14 protein-coding genes and 2 tRNA genes are annotated in these 19169 nt (G+C 43.0%); 10 read left to right on the plus strand and 6 right to left on the minus strand.

Annotated features, from left to right (window positions below):
* Window positions 1-47: 47 nt before the first annotated feature.
* From SIO70_RS07710 to SIO70_RS07725, 4 genes are all read right to left on the minus strand, one after another.
* Window positions 48-129: transfer RNA gene (locus SIO70_RS07710), tRNA-Leu, on the minus strand.
* Window positions 130-229: 100 nt separating this feature from the next.
* Window positions 230-1414, minus strand: a complete 1185-nt coding sequence (locus SIO70_RS07715) for an MFS transporter (protein ID WP_320580361.1) — start codon at window positions 1412-1414, stop codon at window positions 230-232.
* Between the two features lie 64 nt (window positions 1415-1478).
* Window positions 1479-2651 (minus strand): M20 family metallopeptidase, encoded by a 1173-nt coding sequence (locus SIO70_RS07720; RefSeq protein ID WP_320580362.1) that lies wholly within the window; start codon window positions 2649-2651, stop codon window positions 1479-1481.
* Between the two features lie 28 nt (window positions 2652-2679).
* Window positions 2680-3684: an AraC family transcriptional regulator gene (locus SIO70_RS07725; protein WP_320580363.1), complete on the minus strand. Its 1005-nt coding sequence runs from the start codon at window positions 3682-3684 to the stop codon at window positions 2680-2682.
* A 183-nt stretch (window positions 3685-3867) separates the two neighbouring features.
* Between SIO70_RS07725 and SIO70_RS07730 the strand changes: the two genes are divergently transcribed.
* The 3 genes from SIO70_RS07730 to SIO70_RS07740 all read left to right on the plus strand — a co-directional run bounded on the left by SIO70_RS07730 (window position 3868) and on the right by SIO70_RS07740 (window position 6429).
* Window positions 3868-4227: a SnoaL-like domain-containing protein gene (locus SIO70_RS07730; RefSeq protein WP_320580364.1), complete on the plus strand. Its 360-nt coding sequence runs from the start codon at window positions 3868-3870 to the stop codon at window positions 4225-4227.
* Window positions 4228-4355: 128 nt separating this feature from the next.
* The gene (locus SIO70_RS07735) at window positions 4356-6278 is read left to right on the plus strand and encodes a gamma-glutamyltransferase family protein (protein WP_320580365.1); all 1923 of its coding nucleotides are present in this window, start codon (window positions 4356-4358) and stop codon (window positions 6276-6278) included.
* 77 nt (window positions 6279-6355) lie between these two features.
* Window positions 6356-6429 (plus strand) — tRNA-Ala (locus SIO70_RS07740).
* Between the two features lie 889 nt (window positions 6430-7318).
* Here SIO70_RS07740 and SIO70_RS33380 read toward each other — a convergent pair.
* Window positions 7319-7471, minus strand: a complete 153-nt coding sequence (locus SIO70_RS33380) for a DUF4372 domain-containing protein (RefSeq protein WP_414017913.1) — start codon at window positions 7469-7471, stop codon at window positions 7319-7321.
* Window positions 7472-8062: 591 nt separating this feature from the next.
* On the opposite strand from SIO70_RS33380, the gene SIO70_RS07745 reads away from it, so the two are divergent.
* The 7 genes from SIO70_RS07745 to SIO70_RS07775 all read left to right on the plus strand — a co-directional run bounded on the left by SIO70_RS07745 (window position 8063) and on the right by SIO70_RS07775 (window position 16222).
* Entirely contained in the window at window positions 8063-9787 is a 1725-nt protein-coding gene (locus SIO70_RS07745) for a tetratricopeptide repeat-containing sensor histidine kinase (protein ID WP_320580366.1), read from the plus strand.
* Window positions 9759-10505, plus strand: coding sequence for a response regulator transcription factor (locus tag SIO70_RS07750; protein ID WP_320580367.1), 747 nt, complete (start codon window positions 9759-9761; stop codon window positions 10503-10505). Before SIO70_RS07745 ends, SIO70_RS07750 begins: the two co-directional genes overlap by 29 nt.
* 524 nt (window positions 10506-11029) lie before the next feature.
* Window positions 11030-12763: an alpha-keto acid decarboxylase family protein gene (locus SIO70_RS07755; RefSeq protein ID WP_320580368.1), complete on the plus strand. Its 1734-nt coding sequence runs from the start codon at window positions 11030-11032 to the stop codon at window positions 12761-12763.
* Window positions 12764-12787: 24 nt separating this feature from the next.
* Window positions 12788-14806, plus strand: coding sequence for a hypothetical protein (locus SIO70_RS07760; RefSeq protein WP_320580369.1), 2019 nt, complete (start codon window positions 12788-12790; stop codon window positions 14804-14806).
* Between the two features lie 244 nt (window positions 14807-15050).
* Window positions 15051-15401 carry a hypothetical protein gene (locus tag SIO70_RS07765; RefSeq protein ID WP_320580370.1) on the plus strand — a complete coding sequence of 117 codons (351 nt, stop codon included), beginning with the start codon at window positions 15051-15053 and terminating at the stop codon, window positions 15399-15401.
* Window positions 15402-15545: 144 nt separating this feature from the next.
* Window positions 15546-15797: a hypothetical protein gene (locus tag SIO70_RS07770; protein WP_320580371.1), complete on the plus strand. Its 252-nt coding sequence runs from the start codon at window positions 15546-15548 to the stop codon at window positions 15795-15797.
* A 152-nt stretch (window positions 15798-15949) separates the two neighbouring features.
* Window positions 15950-16222, plus strand: coding sequence for a SusD/RagB family nutrient-binding outer membrane lipoprotein (locus tag SIO70_RS07775; RefSeq protein ID WP_320580372.1), 273 nt, complete (start codon window positions 15950-15952; stop codon window positions 16220-16222).
* Here SIO70_RS07775 and SIO70_RS07780 read toward each other — a convergent pair.
* On the minus strand, window positions 16187-18985 hold the full coding sequence (locus SIO70_RS07780; protein WP_320580373.1) for a bifunctional aconitate hydratase 2/2-methylisocitrate dehydratase: 2799 nt from the start codon (window positions 18983-18985) through the stop codon (window positions 16187-16189). The genes SIO70_RS07775 and SIO70_RS07780 overlap by 36 nt on opposite strands.
* Window positions 18986-19169: the final 184 nt, after the last annotated feature.

Genomic DNA, 19169 nt, shown 5'->3' on the forward strand with positions numbered 1-19169 from the left:
AATGGCAATATTTTTTATAAGCTGTATGCCGAAATGTATAAAAAAAGTGCGGGTGGAGGGACTCGAACCCCCATGCCGTGAAGCACCAGATCCTAAGTCTGGCGTGTCTACCAATTTCACCACACCCGCATACACTATTGTGTAAAGAACTACTTCCCCCTGCCTTGACATGCTGTGGAAAGGACGGCAAAGGTATTGTTTTTTATGAATTTAAAAAAAATGTCTGCACTTAAATCAGTGCCTTTTTGACGGTAGCCGGCCTGAACATATAAAATAAAGCTACATTCACCAGGATAATTAATGTACAGCCCGCGCATACTACCGGCCACTGCCCAAGGTTCCAGAGCCATAAACCGATCGCAGAACCGCCCGCCCCACCAATAAAAGTACTGGTCATATAAACTGTATTAAAACGGTTTCTCGCCTCCGGCTTCAAAGCGTATATAATGGTCTGATTCGTTACCATGATGGATTGATGACCTACGTCTACCAACACAATTCCGACTAATAGTAATATAATATTGCTCCCTGTAAAGTAAAATGCTCCAAAACTAAGGAGTTCCAGTATTAGACCGATAATAATGTTCTTTCCCGGATCCCGGCCATCACTCATCTTACCTACCAGTGGTGCCGCCAGTGCCCCGGCTGCTCCCGCTATGCCAAATAAGCCAATCTGTGCCGAGGTATATTTAAAAGGAGCATTGGAAAGGAACAACACCATGGTCACCCAGAAGGCGCTCAGCACCGCAAAGGAAAGGGCGTTCATTACAGAAGCCTCTCTGAGCCGGGGATGTGTACGGGCATAATGAACCACCGTACGCATCAGTTCCCCATAGTTACTCTTCAGGGTCGGTTGACTATCCGGAAAGCGGTAGTACATCAATACCATCAGCACGGTACAGATGCCTGCCGCTATATAATACATCTCCCGCCAGCCAAATAAGGCCCCCACTGTACCACTCACTGACCGGGAAGCCAGGATGCCTACCAGCAAACCACCCATGATGGCACCGATGATGCTCCCTCTTTTATGATCAGCTGCCAGGTGAGCTGCCAGTGGTAATATCAATTGTGGTACTACAGAGGAAATGCCGATCAGCAAACTCGCTGCCTGCAATACAAAGAAGTTCTGTGCGGTAGCCGCCAGCAAAAGGGCGCCTATCGCCACCAGTGTGGTGATCAGTATCTGTTTTTTACGTTCCAGGATATCGCCCAGCGGTACCAGGAGTAATAACCCCAGTGCATATCCGATCTGGGTAAGGTAGGTGACACGCCCGGCGGCGCTTTCTTTCAGCCCCCATTCTCTGGCGATCAGAACGATCAGGGGTTGACAATAATATATATTAGCGACGATCAATCCGGTGCAGGCCGCCATAAACGCGGTGTCTGCTTTTCCAAGGTGCTTTTGTTCCATGACAGGGTAAAATTAGTTATACTAATTCAACACCCAACCGGCCCGGTATTTATTTAGACAATAATTACCTGTAATTATTCAACAAACCTATGGCCCCTGTCGCAAGGAATTTAGCACCATAGGTAATAGCGCCTTCATTGAAGATTACTTTGGGATGGTGCAGATAGTATCCGCCACATGTCGGATCCTGTGCGCCCAGCAGGTAAAACATAGAAGGCACTTTCCTGGAATAGTGGGCAAAATCTTCACCTGCCAGGAGCGGTATAACCTCCCTGCTATTGCCGGAACCAAATACGGTATCGAGACTTTGTACCAGTTTGCCATGTACATTGCCGTCGTTCAGTACGCTTGGCAGGTTATAGTAGAGGTCGAACCTGATCTTTGCATCATAGGCTATCATCAGTCCTTCAATGATCTTATTGAGTCTGCTGATGATGTCATTGTAGGTATCCAGGTCCAGAGACCGGATGGTACCTTCCAGCACAACTTTGTCAGCAATCACATTCGGGGCTACGCCACCATTGATTTTGGTAAAGGACAATACGGCTGTTTCTGTAGGGGCAGTATGCCTGGCTACGATCATTTGTGCAGAAGTCACCAGTTGAGCCGCCACAGCTACCGCATCTACACCCAGTTGGGGTGCCGCACCTGCATGTGCCGCTTTGCCCAGTACTTCGATGCTAAAGAATCCGGTACATGCCAGTGCAGGACCCAGTGCATAGGTGATCTGACCTACGGGTAATGAAGGATCTACATGCAGCCCCAAAGCGGCCTGTACATCATCCAGGTAACCTTCTTCCACTATTCTGTGTGCACCTGTCATTCCTTCAGGATCGCCATTTGGCCCTTCTTCTGAAGGTTGGAACAGGAACCTGACAGTACCCTGGAAGTCTGTATTCTTTAAAAGCGCCGCAGCGCCTATCAGCATAGTCGTATGCAGGTCATGACCACAGGAATGCATTTTGCCGGCTGTCAGGGAGGCAAAGGGTAAACCTGTTTCCTCCTGCATAGGCAAGGCATCCATATCCGCACGGATGGCTACAACAGGGCCATCACCCTTACGCAGGGTTCCAATTACACCTGTGCCACGGGCAGCACCGGTAGTATATGGTATGCCAAGCTGGTCAAGCTCCTGCTTTACCAGTTGAGATGTTTTTTCTTCCTGATAACCCAGTTCAGGGTTAGCATGAATCTGTCTTCTGATCTGTATAAGTCTGGCTGATAATTGCTCGTCCATTTATTCCACTTTTCTTAAGATGATCCTCTCAAGATAAGCGGTTTTTACGATATTCTCTCGGAGAGCAGCGATACCGTTTCCGGAACACGGCCGTGAAGTAGTTCGCCCCTCTGTAGCCGGTATTGTAACTAATTTCCTTGATGCTTAGTGTAGTTTGAGAAAGTAGCGTGGCTGCTTTTTTCATACGCAGGTGTTCGATATATCCTCTTGGACTTACCCCTAATAGCTCTTTGAAAGCCCGTTCAAAAGTGTTGATATGCATATCTGCTTTCCTGCTCAGATCTGCAATGTTAAGGTGTTGGTGATAGTGATGCTGAATGTACAGGCATACCTGTTTCAGTTTGCCTGCCTGTTCGCCGTTTTGTAGGTATTTAGGCGTAAGGGCATTGAAATACAGCGTGAGCAGTGATTCCAGTTTTTCTTCTATGTAGGCTAGCTTTTCTTCTTCCTGTAAGGGGCATTGCCGCAGGTCGTCCAGTACTTTCAGATCGGGTGATTCCATTCTGATGGCGGGCAGTGTCGTACCTCTGCGTGCCTGTTTTTGCTGTTGCTGATAGATGTCTTCGAACGAAGGGTGACGGGAAATGAACCTGCTGAAAAAGGAGGGGGAAAAAGAAATACAGATCATCTCATAATTTCCGGACCGCAGATCGGCAGTGTTCTGAGAGTGCGACGGAATGTAATAGATGCCAAATTCTTTTTCAATCAGCATTAGTTTGCCTTGTCCCTGAAGACGACAGCTGATATTACCTTTCAGTATGCAATACATGGCCAGCATGGGCGATGGGGTAGAAGGCCGTAACCGGACTTTTTCCCGGATAAAACATTGTTGCCAGCTGATCATCCAGTCTGGTCCCTTTATTTCCTGGGTAATATAGCTGCCGAAAGGGGCCTCTATATAAGTGGTGGCCGAGGTAGGTGATAGCAGATATTGCCTGAATTGCTCCGGCAGATGAGTTGATATACGGATATGCGGCTGCATTTTTTCAGGGATCCCGAAGTGCAGCCCAGGGGGATATTGGTTGGACATCATGTATAATGTTTAACGTGTGATTGTGAGTAAATAGCTTGGGTTAGTATCAGCAAATTAACGAATATGACTGCGGGGGCACTGCATACTTATAGCCTGTTATGTAGCAGCACTGCCGGGCAGGTCATTTAATACTATGGTAATATGCTTATCTTAGCTTTATACGAAACCAAACCCCCAATCGTTATGACTACACAAGAGATCGCCCAGAAACTGGTGGCGTATTGCGCTAAAGGAGAATTCGAGAAAGCTCAGACTGAACTGTATGCCGAGAATGCCATAAGCATTGAACCTTATTCTACACCTAACTTTGCAAAGGAAACTAAAGGTTTGCCAGCGTTACAGAAAAAGATTAAATTTTTCATGGATGGATTAGACGCAGTGCATAGCATCAAAGTGTCTGAACCATTGGTCGTGGCGAATGCTATTTCTTTTTCTATGGACATGGATGTGGATATGAAAGGACAGGGAAGAATGAATATGGCAGAGATTTGTGTGTATGAAGTGAAAGATGGAAAGGTTGTTTCTGAACAGTTTTTCTTCTAAGTAATTTTTCAGCCGGCTGCAAGCCATTACGCCGAACCAATCGCTTTTATACCGCAGGTATAAAAGCGATTGGTTCGGCTTTTTTCTTTTATTACCTTTCCGTTCTACTGTCTAAATCGCATTTGCTTATGAAACGAATATACCTCCTGGTATGCTTCTTTGTTGTTGCCTCGCCTTTGCTGGCACAGCAAACACAAAAACCACCTTTGCACGGTAAACACTGGATGGCTGTAACCGGCAAGCCACTGGCTGCTACCGCTGGTTCTATGATATTTCAGAAAGGAGGAAATGCAGTAGATGCTGCCTGCGCTATGCTGGCTGCTACCTGTACCATGTGGGATGTACTTAGCTGGGGTGGCGAAACACAGGCCCTCATCTACAATCCAAAAACAAAAAAAGTCATTGCCATCAATTCGCTGGGTGTAGCGCCAACCGGGGCCACGCCAGCGTTCTTCAAAGGTAAAGGCTACAACTTCCCTCCTGAATATGGTCCGCTGGCAGCTGTTACTCCTGGTACTCCCGGAGGTCTTTGCCTCATGCTGGCGAACTATGGTAAACTGAGTCTGAAAGAAGTACTGGCACCTGCTATGGAAATGGCGGCTGGTTACCCGATCGAAGCTCAGACCGCCAACAGCATTGAGCGTGCAAAAGAAAGGATCAAAGGCTGGCCATACAGCAAAGCTGTTTTCCTTACACATCCTGGCGAAAAGAGAGAAGCACCCGATGCAGGTGAGATCTTTGTACAAAGAGATCTACTGGCTACGCTTACCAAAATGGTAGAAGCAGAACAGGAAGCACTGCGCAATCATAAAAGCCGTAAGGAAGCGATCATGGCTGCTTACGACCGTTTCTACAAAGGAGATATTGCAAAGGAATTTGTAAGAGGTTGCCAGGAACAGGGAGGCCTCATCACCATGAATGATCTGGCAAAATGGAAGCCTGTAGAAGAAGAACCTTTACATGTCAATTACCGTGGTATCGAAGTATATAAATTACAAGCCTGGACACAGGGTCCTGCTATGTTGCAAAGCCTGAATATCCTGGAAAACTTCGACTTGAAAAGTATGGGTTACAACTCTTCCCAATACATCAACACCATATACCAAACCATGAGTCTTGCCTTTGCAGACCGTGATTTCTACTATGGTGATCCTGCTTTTTCTCCTAAGTTACCAATGGATGGTTTGCTAAGCAAAGCCTATGCAAAAGAAAGAGCAAAACTGATTAATCCTGCCCGGAATGAGCCTAAATTGGCTCCGGGTGATCCATATGCTTTCGAAGGCAAAAAGAACCCGTTTACAGACCTCCTGAATATGCACAATGCCTTATCAGATACGTCTGTTGATCTTAATAAAAGTTTCCTGCCCAAGCATGATGCTGCTGCAATCTTAAACACTCCTGTTACCGATCAGATGATGGCGATAAATGATAGCGCTTATATGGACAGATTATGGAGAGGTACTACCAGTGTTGAAGCTGCCGACGACGAAGGCTGGGTAGTGTCTATAACCCCTAGTGGTGGCTGGACACCGGCATGTATAGCTGGTCATACAGGGGTAGGTATGAGTCAGCGTATGCAATCATTTGTGCTGGATTCTGCGGTATGCCCGTTCAATGTGGTGACTCCCGGCAAGCGTCCCCGTGTTACCCTCACACCAAGTATGGCACTGAAAGATGGTAAGCCGTTTTTGTCCTTCGCCGTACAGGGTGGGGACACACAGGATCAGAACCTCCTACAGTTCTTCCTCGATATAGTGGAATTTGGTATGACGGTACAACAGGCGACTGAAGCAGCGAATATCAATACGAACCAGTTGTGGTTATCCCTCGGTGGTACCCAGGCAAAAGATCGTATCCCTCATCCAGGAGAGATCCTGCTGAATAAAAACACGCCTGACAGTGTGCGTACGACCCTGATCAATATGGGTTACAAGCCTACTTACGGTGAGCGTACCAGTGGTCCGGTAAACGCTATTTTCCTTGATAGGGAACATGGTAGTTTATGGGGTGGTAGCAGCAACCATGGGGAGGATTATGGCATTGGCTGGTAAATTTCCAGCCATGTCGGCAATCGCAAAAAAAAGTTGGCAAATTCAAATAATATTTTACATTTGCAACCTCGATTGCAGGGGAATTAGCTCAGTTGGCTAGAGCGCTTGCATGGCATGCAAGAGGTCACCGGTTCGACTCCGGTATTCTCCACTAAAGCGGGAACATTACTGTTAGATGTATTGTTCCCGCTTTCTTTTGCTACTTAAACCCTTGCCTGCTTGGCTATACACTGGAATACTGCATTTTTCCTGGGGTTCGACACTCGTCGTTTTCCCTGTTATACAAGACTCCTTCCGGATATACTGAGAATTGAAGCTTCTGTTTTTCTGCGTAATTGCTGGAAACTCATACAGCAGCAAGGTTCGCAGCGTATTTTATCATCTTATCTAACCAGCCTTCAAGGTTCGATACCCTGTCTTCATCTCAGCCATTTTTTGCCAAAGTTGCACGTTCTTCTCATCGCTTCCACTTAAATTCCTCATACATTTCCCGGTCTAACTCCTCCATGGGATAAGGCTCCAGCAGTCTTTTCAATCTTTTATCTATTTCTGCAATCTGGGTTGGGTTTGTTGATATAACCGTAAAGGACCATTTTTCGATCAGGGTACATTTGTCAAAGACAATAAACAGCTGTACGATTTAGAAAACTACAACCTGTCAGAATTTGATTTTTAAAGCTTACAACTGAACAAAGAGATTAAAACCTTGTTATATTCTGCATAGTAGATTTCAAAGCCCCCGATTGCCCGCGGCCTGCTTTTCGTTTTATATAACGTTGTGTTAGCTGGATTTTTACGGGTTTTAATTAGCCTTAGGTTTCCAAACCTCCAGAGCTAAGTTTACAATATTGGGAGCATTTATTTTTACAGAGTCTGACTTGCCTTTACCTGTAGGAGGAGGAATAACCGTTGTCGGCTTGTTGGTAATAACGGTTGAATCATATGCATCCCTTACTTTTTTATGCCTCATAAATCTGGCTGGAAACAGCATTTATCTTAATATTAAAAGTTGCAAAATCAAGCTCTTTATGTCTCACAAGCTAAAAGCCATCACTCAGCTCCCGTAGCCCATTACAATAGCTGAATACACCGTATAAAAGGCTTACCAAGTGAACCCGTAGAGGTAATCGTTTAAAATATCGATTAGATGTATGTTTTCTTCCAGCTGCATTGATTAGTGAACCTGGTATCACATCTAATATTTGGGATAATACCGGCTTAAAGGTTTATAAGATTATTTAGTCGGACAATAGTGATTTTAAAGCTTGGATTGTTTCAAAATATCTTACTTTTAGCTAAACATGTCATACCTTCTTTTATTATCATTCATATAATAAATCTAAAACACAATGAGTATAGTAAATGTAAGATTGCAGCCATTACAATGCATTCCACAGCAATCACTTGCCCCCTCTAGCCCTCCATCCCCTGACCCGAAAGACAGGTATTACGTATTCGCTCCACTGATAAATGCCCAATTATTAACTAGTCCAGAAAACACTATACTCGTCAGAGTCACTTTATTAATAGACACCGCAGTACAGGCTTCCGATGTAATATATTCGCCAGGACATGCCGAAATCACAGGTAATATAATGAGTTGTCGATTCCAATTTACGCCTCCCCCTGAAACCTCCCCTAACGAAACTGTTAATCTATACTATTCTGAATTCACTTTCATGCAAAATTCAGATAATCCTATCGATACAGTTCAGGTATATCTAACAAACACTGATCCGCAAACATCAAGAGGCACTGAAACTACTGTACAGAATTGAGTACAAATGACCAGGCTAAAAATCTTCATTATTGTATGGTTAGCATGGCAACCTTCTTCCCTTTTTTCGATGGGTCAGCAGGATAGCTTATTTATTATTGCGCTAAAAAATAAGGCACTGCAATCCAAACCGAATGAGAATTTTTATTTAACCTATGTGTTTTTTTTACAACATAACTGGGATTCTACCCTGATCTATTCCATGAAGGTGATTGCCGAAGGAAATACTGATCACCAAATCATTGATTATAGTCATTACTGCCGGGCTATTAGCTTTAAGGAAAAACAACTTTTTAAGGAAGCAGAAAAAGAACTTGGTCTCATTTCTCCCCGCTTTGCTTTTGCTTATAAAGTAACACTTAAACTTGGCGCCATTGCATTAGAACTCAAGAACTTTTCCAAAGCATTAACCTACTTTCAGCAAATTGAAAATCTTCCAGACACGGGCTCCTATGATGTAAAAAAAAGTACTGTTTATCATGATATCGGGATCTGTTACCTGCATTTGAAGAATTTTGCCAGGGCAGAAGATTACCTTTTTAAAAGTGTAAAATTGCAACAGAAGCAAAACGACACATTGTTTATGGTTGGCAGCTACATGGATATTGCGAATGTTTATTACGAACAATATAAGGATAAGCAAGCCATTCCTTATTTTCAAAAAGCATATCAGTTGTCAAAAAAAACAAACGATTTCGGGCTCAGAAGGAGGGCCGCTAAAAATATGGCAGTAGTGGAAGAGAACAGGAAAGATTTTCTGGCAGCTTTGCAATACAGGAAAGAATTTGAACAATGGCAGGATTCTGTTAACGATCAGAACAAAGTATGGACCATTGCCGAGATGGAGAAAAATGCGACGGTCATGCAAAAACAGAAGGAAGTGGATCTCCTGGCGGCGGAAAACAAATTGAAAGCAGCCCAGCGGAACACTTTATTAGCCATATTGGTATTATCCATGTCTCTGCTGATAGCGGGAGGCTACTTTTATACACAAAAAATTAAAAGCAATAAGATTATACTTGCTCAAAAACAACAGGTAGATGAACTAAACACCGCAAAAGATAAATTATTTTCTATTGTTAGTCATGACCTGCGCTCGTCTGTTGCCGCACTGAAAGTCAGCAATACTAAACTAATCGACTGTCTCGAAACAAAAAACATAAACGCATTAGATCAATTATTGAGAAATAACAGCGCTATTACAAATGCCACTTATAGCTTATTGGACAACTTGCTCAACTGGGCATTACTGCAAACCAAACAGCTTTATTTTCACCAGGAATCTGTTCACCTGCATTCCATTGTGGAGCAGGTGGCTTATAACTACAGGCCCCTGATGACAGAAAAAAGCATCAGCTTTACCTGCACTATCGATACCGTTATTTTTGTTTTCGCCGACCTGGATTCTTTAAAAGTTATTTTACGAAATTTACTGGACAATGCTATTAAATTCTCTCATGAAGGCGGTATCATTAAAGTATGGTCGCAGGAAGCAGCAAGCGGTTTTTACAACATGGTAGTTGAAGACAACGGAACGGGCATGAATCCATTATCCCACCAGAACAGGCATCCGCATTCAGGAACAGGCCTTGGATTACAGTTATGCAAATCTATGGCTGAAAAAAACGGAGGCGCTGTATCCATTGAAAGCCAGGAGGGAATAGGCACCAAAGTGTTTGTATCATTACCTACATACCAGCCCCATGGAAAATATTCATATATTAATCGTTGAGGATAACCCGGAGCAAAGTAAAACACTGGCAGAAGTATTGACAGCTCACAACTATATTATATCAGCAATAGCAGCCAGTTATACCGAAGCAATCCATTTGTTTTATAAAAACAAAGTGGATTTGGTAATTATTGATATACTTTTAAACGATATTCCCGATGGAATAACGTTTGCTGAAACCATCAATACCGTTCCGAACGCAGCCAGGCCCTTTGTATTCTTAACCAGCTCGAAGGACCGGCAAATTTTCGAAAGAGCCAAACTCGCCCATCCCTTTAGTTTTTTATTAAAGCCTTTCAATGAGCTGGAAATCTTATATGCCATAGAAATAGCGGTAGAGAAATTTTATGGTCAACAACAGGTATTTACCAGTGAAGAACCAGCTGCAGTAGTGAGCAAAGACTTCCTGTTTATAAAAAAGAAAGGTGCCCTGAAAAAAGTACAAACAGGCGATATTATTTATATTGAAGTAGTAGAAAGATACTGTAACATTATTACAGAGAAAGAAAAATTTCTCGTACAGATTTCGCTTTCCAAAATCCTCGACTTAGTGGATACCACCCTCTTTTACCAGACCCACCGGAATTATGTTGTAAATGCTGAAAAAATCATTGAAATCATTCCAGCCGATAACCTTATCCTTTTACAAGGCAATCATCAGGTTCTGTTAAGTGATACATACAAGAACTTTATAAGCCGATTTCATATCCTGAAATAGCCAATTCGGTTCCCCCTTCGCCCCCTTTTATACCTCTTTTTGGCCTCTTCCCGGCAATGAAAGCCGGTTCTGTGTCATTATGCCCGTAATGGCTTCGCAGCCTCCCTATCTTTACATTCCAATTACACAATAACATTACATGGGATTTTTTAAAAATCTCCAAACCTTATGATTAAAAATATCCCCCCACAAAACTGATTCCGTTCAGTTAATTCAGCGGGAGGTATTAACCGAATGGCCTTACGATTAGCGATATAAAAATAATTGCTATGATGAAAAACGCTTACAATCCCCTTTAAATTATTGGGTTCCTTTTTCGCTGGCATTTATGAACGCCTCCCCAACAAAGTATTATACTTTGTGAATGAGGATGGTGTGCCCTATAGCCAGGATCTTCCCCCCGCAGCAAATAGTGCTTCCACTGGCGGTGAACCTACAAACATTGGCTCACAGATAGGAGTTTGGGTTGATACCAATTAGTTGCCATTATTTAACAATAATTATCAAACTAACGCACTTGTAATATGTCTACAAATACATTCACTGTTGCCGATTACTTGCTAACACGGCTTAAACAATTAAATGTCACTGATGTATTTCAGATTCCGGGTGATTATGTAAAGCATTTTACCCAGGCTCTTGAGTACTTTAATGGAATAAATACAATTGGTGCAATAAATGAATTAGATGCCGCCTATGCCGCCGATGCTTATGCAAGAACAAGGGGTCTTGCAGCAGTATCGCTGCAATATGGAGTAAGTACATTCAGTGCACTTAATGCTATTGCGGGGGCTTATGTGGAAAGAAGCCCGATAGTAGTGATTAGTGCTGCTCCAGGTGCGGACATGCGTAACCAAACAGATCGGTACGGAATGATCTTCCATCATTCCACCGGGAACCTGCTCGCTGACCAGAATGTGTATAGTAATGTGACAGTGGCCGCGGAAACATTGAGTACGAATGTGGGTGCACCTGAAAAAATTGACAATCTCCTAATTCAGGCAATTACACATAAGCGGCCGGTTTATATTGCATGCTACAAGGAAGTGTGGCAACAGCCCTGTCCACGCCCTTCAGCAAAACCGTTGCAACCATTGCTAATTAAAAGCGAACCGGCTGCACTTGAAAATGCAGTTGATATGGCGTGGCAGATTATTATCAATGCAAAAAATCCATTGATCTGGGCCGGCGTGGAAGTGTTGCGTCATGGACTAACAGGCTTGCTCCAGCAGATCATCGATGCAAGCGGTATTTATTATACGACGACTACTCTTGGAAAAACTGTGCTGGATGAAGATCCCCAAAATTTCATTGGTACATATTCAGATGCGGCTTCAGTAAAAAGCGTACTCGATATCGTTGAGCAATCGGACTGTATCATTTCACTCGGAACAATTCTGACGGATGACTACCTCTGGTTCATGGAGAATAAATATGAATACATGGTACTGGCGTCCACAGATCAGATTCGTGCAGGATATTTTAAATACCAGGAAATAACGATGAAAGATTTCATGGAAGCACTACTCAGGAAATTCAAGACAAGCGCGAAGCCGAAGTATCCGCTCAAAATGACCCCGCCCAAATGGCCAGTATATCCTGAGCCATGGGAATCGAATTCCGATCCGAAATTCAACAGTAAACCGGAAGTGATCACTTTCAACAGGTTCTTCCAGCACACGATGCAATTCCTGCAGGATAATAAAATGATGAACGATGTGAACATGGTGTTTGGTGTAAGCTGTTCGCTGTACGTTGCTGCCAATGCAACAGGATTAAAGCAAGGTAGCTTCATCGGTTCGGCAGCATGGCAATGCATAGGTTTTGAAACCGGTGCAGCACTTGGCGCCCAACTCGGAAGCGGAAAGCGTTCATGGACTGTTGCGGGAGACGGAGGGTTTATGATGGTATGCCAATCGTTATCAACCCTTGCGCGTAACAATGTAAACGCGGTCATCTTTGTGATGAGCAACGGTGTTTATGCGATCGAGCAGGTGTATGTAGATGTAAAAGCGTTCCAACCCAGTTCGGGAGTACCATTCGACGCCTTTGATATTCTTCCCAAATGGGATTATGCTGCACTGGCTAAAGCATTTGGTGCAGAAAGCTTTTGTGCTGAAACAGTTTCCGATCTCAAATCAATACTTCCTAAGCTGAAAGCCCTCAAGAACAAACCGGCATTGGTTGAGGTGATTATTCCATATAATGATCTGCCAGGACAAATGAATCGCCTGGGAGAAGAAACACTGCCTTTATAACTCAACTTTTAAATCAATAATACAATGAACCCAAAAACATACTCCATTTTCGGAGCCGGAGCTGCAGGATTGTACACCGCATGGCGTTTGCTTGAAGGCAAGACCAATGACCCGACATTCAAATCGAAGCAACTCTCGAAAGGCGATGTGCTTGAACTATATGACTGGGGTAAGTACGATTTTTCAAAATCACATCCTGGTTCCCGTGCTGCGGGGGCACGTATTTGCACCTGGCATTACAAAGATGACAAGGACAACTCTTATGTAGAACTTGGTGGAATGCGTTATTCATTCTGGGATCAAAAATCTCCCCATGCAAATGATGGGCGTGCACCAGGTCATCGTCTGGTAACAAAAACTATTGAAAATCTGGGACTTGACAAATATTCAGTTCCTTTCAATGTTACCAACAATCAATTATTTTATCTGCGTTCACGCAATTTTTACATTAATGATATTACTTCCAGCAATCCCGCCCCTTATAATATAAATAATTTTGGAGCTGGAGCCACACCTGACCAGGCTTTTACCATTCTTGAAAATCTTGGTATTCCTGCCGGGGTGAAAAAAGACGGTGGATTTACCCGTTTAGAATGGTGCAGATTCTACAAGGAAGGACGAATCATCAAAAAACTTCCGGAATCTTCTGTTTTCCAGGAGGGGGATTTACTTAAAGATATTGGTTACTGGAACCTGCTTTACGACCAGGTAGGATCGGAAGGATATGATTATGCAGCCGATGGAAATGGTTATAGTTCGAATGTGATCAACACAAACACTGCGGTATCCATGAATATCAATGATGAATTTACTCCGGGTAGCCAGTATAAAACATTGTCTATTGGTTATTCAGGAATGTTCAATGCACTCTTTGACGAAATTGTGAAGCTATGCAAGCAGAAAGGCATTGTTTTCAAGTATTATCCTGACACTCGCCTGCATTCCATTTTATGGAAAAACAAGAAAGCGGTGTTTACTTATGCATCACGCACAAATCCGAACATAGCCGAAGGAACACGTGAGGCGGATGCTGCATGGCTGGCTATTCCACGTGCAGCCATTGATCTTGTAGCTCAGGCTACCCGCTACCATCAGCCGGCAAAAGATGAGGTAGATGTACTTAATCATGAAAAGGTAAATCTCTATCTGGAATCAACAATCATGCAGCCCTCCTATAAAATAGGAATGTTTTTTGACGATCCATGGTGGACTACAGCGGCAAAAAATAATCCTGCAATTTACCCCGCGCAAATTACCGGGTATGTTATAACCCCTGATGTAATTGAGCAACTAGGTCAGGATAAATTTCCTGCAAAGGTATTAAAAGATATGAGCACGCTGATAGATGTTCCTTATTCTGGCCTCAATGAAATGGTGAAAGCAATTGAGAACAAAACCGAAGAAGCTTTGACCATTGCACAGGTAAATCAGTTATCAATAGCTGCGTGCCGTGATACCATTGGGCCAAGCGTATCCAACTCCCCAATACGCATGGTTGTTTATTTTGGGAACAACGCTAAAGTGCAAGGCAAAAAACCTATCTATGGCATTCTTGCCAGCTATGATGACGAAGACAATACCACTTTCTGGCAGGAATTAGAACTTGGTGCGAGGAGCGAACGCACAGTTCCTGTTTCCAGTGATACGCAACCCCTGGAAGGACCAAGAAAAGTGCCGGAACGCATGGTGAAGATGCTTCGAAAGATGTTGGCTGAACTTCATTATGGACCGAATTCTGATTATAGCAATATTCCCGAACCATTGGAAGCAGCCTATATGAACTGGTCTCTTCCCCCATTCAATGCAGGATACCACGAATGGGCACCGCATTTTGATGTAGGTGATGTGCAACGCAAGATTCGTAAACCTTCACAACTCATTACCGGAAAAGATGCAGATATTTTCATTGTTGGCGAAGCATACTCTAATGATCAGGCTTGGGTGGAAGGTGCATATTGTACCGCTGAATCAGTGTTAAATGATTTTTTTGGTATAGAGCCGATCATCGATAACAGTGAATATCCATTTATTTGTCCGGAATAACTTGAAAGCTGGATGTCCTTTTATTTGAATACCTGTTGTTGTTCACCATCAAATTTTATTAACTGCAGAATGCCCTGCTTGATTTTTCCGCTTACTTGTTAACCCATAAAATTTATGATTTCTTCATCGAAAGCGCTTGAACTGCAGCAACAAACATTTTATAAAGCGAAACTGATCTCATTCAGTCAATTCAATGAGAGGCGGTAACCGAAAAGCCTTATGAGTAGGACTTAAAATTACAATTATGTCCACAATTCAAAACGGAACTTGGAAGTTTATTCAAAGGTGGTCTGACTCTTCACATTATTCATTTAAGGCAACTTTAATTAATGGCACTTTAACCATTAATGATGGGGAGTTTTTTGGCACATACACTGCATTGGACGGAGCTAATCCTGGTCAAATAGCTATTGCCATTGCCGATTTCAATAATCGCACTATCACATCGTATGTTGGTAATTACCAGGGAAACTTAATGGGGGGGCAAATGGTAGGGGCTCCAGATAATGGGTCAGCTACCCCAAAGGGAGTTTGGTCGGCATTCCACATTTCTATTCTGGAAATTGATGAAGGATCTTATGGTATAGAAGTATAATTCTCAGAAGAAATTTTAGCCAAATAAGAGCTCAATTTGTTTAATAGCTGACCCTTTAAAAACGGACTGATCCTGTTCAGTCAATTCAACAGGAGGAGTTAACCGAAAAGCCTTATGAGTAGGAAAAATTTAAAAATATAAACTATGAATTCATTTATTGGCACTTGGCAAGACCAAAACAACGCAAACATTACAATTACCGGTTCTCAAAATTTTTTAACTGTAACCTATAATAATGGACGAGGTCCATTTCAAGGCTTTGAAATTGATTTAACATCGCCGGTAATAGATGTAAACTTTACCGATGATGCGCCATTTGTTGGCGTACTTGGAGTTAATAATGGACAAACGCAGATTTTTTGGATTAATGCCACTGTATGGACAAAAATAAAATAACTCATACATAGGCTTATACAAAAAAGCATCGTTTATTAGTGGGGCTGACCAAAAAGTAATGGCCAGCCCTTATTTATTCGGGTACACCTGATGGAGCTCTGTCATCGTTTAAACAATTGTCAGAACCTTCATTTTCCTTTTTTGGTCAGCCAATGGAGCTATCATCATTACTACCAAAAAGGAAAATCAGCACTTACTTCCTGCGTGCAGTGAGCGCACTGAATGGTTGCAACATGGGAGACAATGCGCAGAACCATTATGAAATAGGTATTGCCATGTCTATGAGACAATGGGGTGTTACAGACGAAATAGCTATTGCTGCTTATGAAGGAATAGAAATAAAAAAGCGTCTCATCAATTATGATGAGACGCTTTTTTGTATAAAATTATTAATAAGACAGGCTGTCTTTACCTACCGGACTTGAAACCAGATTCTTCAGCGGAGGTGCGAACTTAGTCAGATCGATACCTGCTACAGCCGTTTTATATTCTTCCATATTAGGTATTCTTCCAAGGATGGCAGAAAGAACAACTACTGGTGTGGAAGCAAGCAAAGATTCTCCTTTTTTACGATCGGAATCTTCCACAACTCTGCCCTGGAAAAGACGGGTGGATGTAGCCATCACTGTATCTCCTTTAGCTGCTTTTTCCTGGTTACCCATACAAAGGTTACAACCCGGACGCTCGAGATACATCATGTTTTGGTATTCTGTACGTGCAGCGCCTTTCGGAGCATTATCGTTGAACTCGAAGCCAGAATATTTCTGCAATATTTCCCAATCTCCCTCTACCTGCAATTCATCAATGATATTGTAAGTTGGAGCTGCTACCACCAGCGGAGCATTGAACTCAACTTTACCTTTCTGTTTTTCCAGGTTCCTGAGCATTTGAGAAACAATTTTCAAATCGCCCTTGTGCACCATGCAGGATCCTACGAAACCAAGATCCACTTTTTTATCACCGTAGTAGGAGAGTGCACGGATGGTATCGTGGGTATATCTCTTAGAAACGTCGTCATTATTCACATCAGGGTCTGCAATCATTGGTTCAACAATTACATCCAGATCAACTACCACTTCAGCGTAATACTTAGCATTCGTATCCGGAGTTAAAGCAGGCTTTTCACCTGATTTAATCTCTGCGATTCTCTTATCAGCTTTATTGATCAGTCCCTGCAGCACCTGTCTGCTGTTATCCATGCCTTTTTCGATCATGATCTGGATCCTGCCTTTTGCAATTTCCAGTGATTGAATCAGGGTATCATCTTCAGAAATACAGATGGAAGCTTTTGCTTTCATCTCTGCGGTCCAGTCAGTAAAGGTGAAAGCCTGGTCAGCAGGGAGTGTTCCGATGTGTACTTCAATCACTCTGCCCTGGAAAACGTTCTCTCCGGCAAATTTCTGCAGCATCTGCGCCTGTGTAGCGTGTACTACATCACGGAAATCCATGTGCTCCTTCATTTCTCCTTTGAAGGTTACTTTCACTGATTCCGGAATTGGCATGGATGCTTCACCTGTAGCCAATGCCAGTGCAACGGTACCTGAGTCAGCACCAAAAGCAACACCTTTAGACATTCTTGTGTGAGAGTCACCACCAATGATGATTGCCCACTCATCTATCGTAATATCGTTGAGTACTTTGTGAATTACATCTGTCATGGAATGATATTCACCTTTCGGGTCACGGGCAGTGATCAATCCAAAGTCATTCATGAACTTCATGAGTTTTGGAATATTTGTCTGCGCCTTCTTATCCCATACTGATGCGGTGTGACAGCCTGACTGGTAAGCACCGTCAACAATTGGCGAAATCACAGTCGCCGCCATAGATTCCAGTTCCTGGGCAGTCATCAGACCGGTCGTATCCTGGGAACCTACGATATTTACCTCTACACGAACATCTGAACCCGCATGTAATACTTTGCCCGGAGTAATGCCTACCGCATTTTTGTTAAAGATCTTTTCTACTGCTGTCAGCCCCTGACCCTCGTGAGAAATTTCTTTTGGTAGTGCAAATACAGGGGTAGGTTCAATACCGAGGATCTTAGCTGCTACGGTCTGGATCTTTTTACCGAATACGATAGCATATGATCCGCCAGCCTTGATAAATTCCATTTTCTGAGGCGTCAGTGCCTTAGCAATGTCAATCAGTTCCTTATCGCCGTTGTAAAGTTTCTTTGTCTTTGTGTTGATGGTAAGAACAGTGCCGGTAGCAACAGAGTATTCTTCCTCGAGAATATGCTCACCAGCTTCATTACGAACAAGTTTACCATTTTCGTCTACCTTTTTCACCCAGTTTTTGAGGTCAATACCGATACCACCGGTAACGTCAACAGTCGTGAGGAAAATAGGAGAAATGCCGTTTGTACCACCTACAATCGGGGCAATGTTCACAAATGGAACATAAGGACTGGCCTGTTTGCCTGTCCAGAGAGCCACGTTATTTACACCCGACATTCTTGATGAACCTACGCCCATGGTACCTTTATCAGCAATCAACATCACGCTCTTGTTAGGATGTTGCGCCTGCAGCGCCCTGATTTCGGCCTGTGCCTGGGGAGTGATCATGCATTTACCATGCAATTCACGGTCAGATCTGGAGTGTGCCTGATTACCCGGAGAGAGTAAGTCAGTAGAAATATCACCTTCACCAGCTATGAAAGTTACTACCTTAATTTCTTCAGGCAGTTCAGGGAGTTTAGTGAAAAATTCCGCTTTAGCATAACTTTCAAGGATTTCTTTAGCTATCTCATTTTCATTTTTGAATGCTTCTTTCAGACGGTCTGTGTCGGCATCATAGAGGAAAACCTGCGTTTTCAGCACATTTGCAGCTTTTTTCGCAATAGCGATATCTTCACCCAGCGCCAGGTCCAGCAACACTTCGATGGAAGGACCACCCTTCATGTGTGATAATAGCTCAAAAGCAAAAGATGGGGATATTTCCTCAACTACGGCAGTACCAAGAATGATTTCTTTTAAAAACTGAGCCTTTACACCAGCAGCAGGAGTAGTACCTGGCAATACGTTGTAAATAAAGAAGTTAAGAGAATCTTTTCTGTGCACATTGTCAAGATCTCTAATTTGCGCGATGACTTCACTTAGTAATTCTGCGCCATCAATCGGCTTGGGATGGAGGTCCTGACCTTTTCTTTCCTCAATTTCATTGAGATACTCATTATAACGACTCATACGACTTTTCTTTTTAAATGCGAAGACGCAAAGGTAAATAATGTAGATAATATTACATAGCTATCTAATAATATCTCACTTTAGCGGAGGGGGGAATAAGCATCTCCACCCGCTCCCATTAAAGGAAATGGGTTAAGCCATAATTATCACATGCAATTCTTCGGAGGGTTACTTATTTTGATGT

Origin of the sequence: Chitinophaga sancti (genome assembly GCF_034087045.1) — a bacterium.
GTDB classification, from domain to species: domain Bacteria; phylum Bacteroidota; class Bacteroidia; order Chitinophagales; family Chitinophagaceae; genus Chitinophaga; species Chitinophaga sancti_B.